Origin of the sequence: Accumulibacter sp. (genome assembly GCF_032229525.1) — a bacterium.
In the GTDB taxonomy this organism is placed as follows: domain Bacteria; phylum Pseudomonadota; class Gammaproteobacteria; order Burkholderiales; family Rhodocyclaceae; genus Accumulibacter.
The window spans coordinates 14,225-17,666 of record NZ_JAVTWB010000037.1; the positions used below are offsets into that span (position 1 = coordinate 14,225).

Sequence of the window (3,442 nt, forward strand, 5' to 3'; positions counted from 1 at the left end):
CGGCGATCTCCATCTCCATCTGCTGCTGCCAGGGGGCGTACCACTTTCCCTGAAACCGCCTGGGCGGCGTCCGAGCCACCGCTTTACTGGCCGGCTGCGGGGAGGCCGGCGATGGTTACCAGCGGGGCAGGTGTTTAGTCGAGGGCCAAGCCTCGGCGCAAGACGAGCGGGTCTATCCAGCCGAGAGAGTAGGCGAAAAGCAGGATGATCAAGCCGACAAGCAGTACGCTTCCCAAGCCACCAATGATGACGTGGTCGGAGAAAGCCCGTCGCGCCCAACCTCTCAAACCGAGGTAGTCGGCAAAGGACAAGTGGTGGCCGGTTGCGCCAGCATCGCCGTCGTCGGCTTTGTCGATGAATCGCGCGTCACAGCACTTGCAGCGGTAGGGGGCCTGGCCCTTCAGACGAAGTGCCAAACCTTCCTTTGGGCCTTGACGCCGCGAACGGCGTACGTCATGCGAAAGACAGTTAGGGCAGCTCATGACAGGCAAGGCTCCAATGGGTGATCAGGCGGCGAGGCGACTATTGCTGATGGGTTGGCGAGCGACGCACGACATGAGGACCATACTACCGTCTGCGCTGGAAAAAAATGTGTGCGGTTTGTCACGGAAGCTGCCAGTTTCTCGGGATCGCTGTGGACGATTTGTTGCTGACCGACGGGCCCCTCCGGCGCGCGGCCGCCCGGGACGCCGCTGACCACTGACCACTCCCCCCGGCAGGCATGGAGTTCGCCGGTGCTACACTCGGCGGCATGCACGCGCCATCGCTCCTTGCTGCCGTGATCGCCTTGACGGCCGTCGAATCCACTGCGGGGGATTTTGTCGTCCGCGGCGACGTGATCTTGGGCTCCCGGTTTTCGCCCTATGGCGCTGCGTTTCCGCCGACCATCGTCTATGACCCGTTGTGGGCCTGTCTGTCCCCCCTGAGTTGCGCGGACTACGAACAACTGCGACGTTTCCTCGATCGTTACGAGCGCAACTACGGCAATCGCTTCACGGTGGACCCGCCGGCATTCCAGCCGCAGCCACCACGGCGCGACGTGCCACCGACGCCGGCAGCACACATTCAGCCGCGCTACCGTGATGCGAGCCAGATTCGGCCCGAGTTCCGGCAGGCCGAACCACGCCTCGATCCGAGTTCGGGGACCGGCAAGTAGTGAAGTAGGCAACGCCGCTGCAGGCAGCGGCTGGTCAGTTGGCCCGGCGAGCCCGTACCGCCGGCCCGCCCCGGCGCGGCAAGCCCCTCTCGGTGGGCTGCGCTATGCGACGACCACGGCGGTGCCGCTGGCCGACACCATCAGCATGCCGTTACTCTGGCCGAGGACCTGGTAGTCGAGGTCTACGCCGACCACCGCGTTGGCGCCCAGTTCCTCGGCGCGCTCCTGCAGTTCCCGCAGGGCGATGTCACGCGCCCGCTGCAGTTCCTTTTCGTAGGTGGCAGATCGGCCGCCGACCAGATCGCGAATTCCGGCAAACAGATCCTTGAACAGATTGGCGCCGAGGATCGCTTCGCCGGCGACGACGCCGTAGTAATGCGTGATCCGCTTGCCTTCAATGTGGTGCGTGGTGGTGACTTGCATGGGTCCTCCGGACGGGTGATGGCTCGGCGTGCTGGCGACGATTTCGCGTCAGGCGGTCAGCTCCGCTCGCTGACGCCGGCTGCCGCGAAGCTGGCCATTTCGTTGACGAACGCGGCGGCGGCGCGGACCAGCGGCCAGGCCAGCGCCGCACCGGTCCCTTCGCCGAGGCGCAGCCCCAGATCGAGCAGCGGCTCGGCCTGAAAAGCGCGCAGTTGTACCAAATGCCCGGGTTCGGCCGAGCGGTGACAGAAAACGCAGTAGTCGACGATGGCCGGTGCGACATCGGCGGCAACCAGCAACGCCGAACTGACGATGAAACCATCGATCAGCAGCAGGACGCCGCGTTCGGCGGCGGCGAGCATCGCGCCGGCCATCATCGCGATCTCGAAGCCGCCGAACTCGGCGAGCACGGTCAGTGCATCGGCATCCGGCGGCAGTGCCGCGCGGCGTGCCGCCCGCGCCAGCAAGGCCTGCTTGCGCGCCAGGCCGGCGTCGTCGAGGCCGGTGCCGCGGCCGATGCAGTCGGCCAGCGGCGTGCCGGTGAGTTGGTGGGTGAGCAGGGCGGCGGCGGCGGTGTTGCCGATCCCCATCTCGCCAAAGGCAATCACCCGGCAGCCCTGGTCGGCCAGCTGGTGGGCGATCGCTGCGCCGCGGGTCAGCGCGGCATCACGGTCGGCTTCGCTCATCGCGGCCTGTTCGAGATAGTTGTGCGTCCCGAAAGCGATCTTCGCGTCCACCAGGCCGTCGCGGGCGCCGAAGTCGTGCGCCACGCCGGCGTCGATCACCTGCAACTGCAGCCCGTTGTGGCGCGCGAAGACGTTGATCGCCGCGCCACCGGCGAGAAAGTTTTCGACCATCTGCCAGGTCACCTCCTGCGGGTAGGCCGAAACGCCGGCGCGGGCGGCGCCGTGGTCGCCGGCGAAGACCAGCAGGTGGGGGTGGTCGAGCGCAGGCACCAACGACTGCTGTACCTGGCCGATCTGCAGGGCCAGGCGTTCCAGTTGGCCGAGCGACCCGGGTGGCTTGGTTTTGCCATCGATTCTCGCCTGCAGTTCGGGGAGGGCGGCGACGGGCGGAATGGAAAATTGCATGTCCTGGCGATTCCCGGCAAAGGCGCCGATTATACCTGTCACCGCGCCATGCTAATCTTCGCCGCATGCGAGAATTGATCATCGGCGGTGCCCGCTCGGGCAAGAGCCTGCTGGCCGAACGCCGGGCCAGCGCGAGCGGGCTGCGGGTGGTCTACGTGGCCACGGCGCAGGCGCTCGACGGCGAAATGTCGCGCCGTATCGAACACCATCGGGCGCGGCGTTGCGCCGACTGGGGGCTGGTCGAGGAGTCGCTCGACCTGGCTGGCGCCTTGCGTCGGCACGCGGCACCGGGGGTCTGCCTGCTGGTCGATTGCCTGACCTTGTGGCTGTCGAATCTGCTCTTTGCCGGCGACGCGGCGCACCAGGCAGAAGCCGGCGAGGCGATCTCCTGCCGCTTGTTCGACGACGCCACGCAGGACCTGATCGACACTTTGCCGCAGCTTCCCGGGCAGATCATCCTGGTCTCGAACGAGGTCGGCTGGGGCATCGTGCCAATGGCCGCGCTGTCGCGACTGTTTGCCGACGAGCAGGGCCGGCTGAACCAGCGGGTGGCGACGCAATGCGAGCGGGTGACGCTGGTGGTCGCCGGCTTGCCGCTGGCGCTGCGCTAGTTCATCGCCGAGCTCGCCTGACCAGGAGAGAGATCGCGAACAGCGGGATCCTCGTGGCTGTCCGCCTGATCGGTGCGAATGGCTTTCCAGAGGGGTGCCGATCGGTTGATCGGATCAGGAGTGGCTGGCCTCACGTACGACCGGATGGTGTCGAACTTGCC

5 protein-coding genes are annotated in these 3,442 nt (G+C 66.8%); 2 read left to right on the top strand and 3 right to left on the bottom strand.

The features are described from left to right. Positions 1–134 precede the first annotated feature (134 nt). Positions 135–416 carry a hypothetical protein gene (locus tag RUW20_RS02630; protein WP_313950640.1) on the bottom strand — a complete coding sequence of 94 codons (282 nt, stop codon included), beginning with the start codon at positions 414–416 and terminating at the stop codon, positions 135–137. Positions 417–721: 305 nt separating this feature from the next. Here RUW20_RS02630 and RUW20_RS02635 point away from each other — a divergent pair, with 305 nt between their 5' ends. Next, on the top strand, positions 722–1,156 hold the full coding sequence (locus RUW20_RS02635) for a hypothetical protein (protein WP_313950641.1): 435 nt from the start codon (positions 722–724) through the stop codon (positions 1,154–1,156). A 102-nt stretch (positions 1,157–1,258) separates the two neighbouring features. Here RUW20_RS02635 and RUW20_RS02640 read toward each other — a convergent pair whose 3' ends face one another. Continuing rightward, on the bottom strand, positions 1,259–1,579 hold the full coding sequence (locus RUW20_RS02640; RefSeq protein WP_313950642.1) for a heavy metal-binding domain-containing protein: 321 nt from the start codon (positions 1,577–1,579) through the stop codon (positions 1,259–1,261). A 56-nt stretch (positions 1,580–1,635) separates the two neighbouring features. After that, positions 1,636–2,670 (bottom strand): nicotinate-nucleotide--dimethylbenzimidazole phosphoribosyltransferase, encoded by a 1,035-nt coding sequence (cobT, locus tag RUW20_RS02645; RefSeq protein ID WP_313950643.1) that lies wholly within the window; start codon positions 2,668–2,670, stop codon positions 1,636–1,638. A 65-nt stretch (positions 2,671–2,735) separates the two neighbouring features. Between cobT and cobU the strand changes: the two genes are divergently transcribed. After that, positions 2,736–3,281, top strand: a complete 546-nt coding sequence (gene cobU, locus RUW20_RS02650; protein WP_313950644.1) for a bifunctional adenosylcobinamide kinase/adenosylcobinamide-phosphate guanylyltransferase — start codon at positions 2,736–2,738, stop codon at positions 3,279–3,281. Positions 3,282–3,442 lie beyond the last annotated feature (161 nt).

What these genes read in the sequence shown, in the direction of transcription:
- cobU (WP_313950644.1), top strand. Translation starts at nt 2,736, where the DNA reads ATGCGAGAATTGATCATCGGCGGTGCCCGCTCGGGCAAGAGCCTGCTG.
- cobT (WP_313950643.1), bottom strand. Translation starts at nt 2,670, where the DNA reads ATGCAATTTTCCATTCCGCCCGTCGCCGCCCTCCCCGAACTGCAGGCG.
- RUW20_RS02635 (WP_313950641.1), top strand. Translation starts at nt 722, where the DNA reads ATGGAGTTCGCCGGTGCTACACTCGGCGGCATGCACGCGCCATCGCTC.
- RUW20_RS02640 (WP_313950642.1), bottom strand. Translation starts at nt 1,579, where the DNA reads ATGCAAGTCACCACCACGCACCACATTGAAGGCAAGCGGATCACGCAT.